Source organism: Veillonella sp. 3627 (assembly GCF_003992195.1).
Lineage (GTDB): Bacteria > Bacillota > Negativicutes > Veillonellales > Veillonellaceae > F0422.
In genome coordinates, this window is the sequence record NZ_RQVG01000025.1 from 1 (window position 1) to 796 (window position 796).

General features: G+C 38.8%; 1 protein-coding gene. It reads right to left on the reverse strand.

What is annotated here, in order from left to right:
- Nucleotides 1–796: hypothetical protein (locus EO114_RS07775; protein ID WP_164723805.1), on the reverse strand; the 796-nt coding region annotated here is incomplete at both ends.

Below are 796 nucleotides of genomic sequence, written 5' to 3' on the forward strand. Positions count from 1 at the left end.
CTATCTTATCACCAGATACATGCGATGTTTTTTCTACGCCAGTCTTCGGATCCGTTGCATTAAAAATTAAATCTTTATTGGTGAATGATGCCTTATTATCACCAGATTTATCAGTTAAAGCAATTTCCTTAGGTCCTACTACAGCTGTATTGTCATCTTTATCTTTGTAAGTAGTTCCTGCAGCATTAGAAGTATTTGTATTTCCATTTGTATCCTTCAATACATTGGTTGTCGGAGTACTTGTATTGGTATTACCAGCTTTGTCTTTTAGCTCAATTTTGTCTGCTGTAGATGTATTGGTATTTCCCTTAGTATCTTTCAACTCATTAGATGTTGGTGTACTTGTGTTAGTGTTACCATCTTTATCTTTGATCGTAATCGTATCACCTTTTATGGTTGTAGTAGCACCATCTTTACCATTCACACCGATGGCACCTTGTCCATCTTTCGCGGTCATGGAAATGCCGTCTTTACCATCTTTGCCTTTGACTGCGAAGGCACCGCTACCATCTTTACCAACTGTTGCAGACACTACATCTTTGCCGTCAGCATTTTTCACGATCATCGCACCATCTTTGGCCGGTGTCACATCAGCTTTTGGAACTGGTTTTGCATTAGGTTTTGGTTGTTTTGTCACTGGATCAATGTCGGACTCTTTATAGTAATCATCGCCCACTTTCACAAGGTTGTTACCATTTTTATCAACTGCTGTGCCACCAGTTGTGACAGAATCAATTTTAAGATCTCTATTCACATCTACTTTGACAAATGTAGTTGCTTTCTTAGTACCATCCTC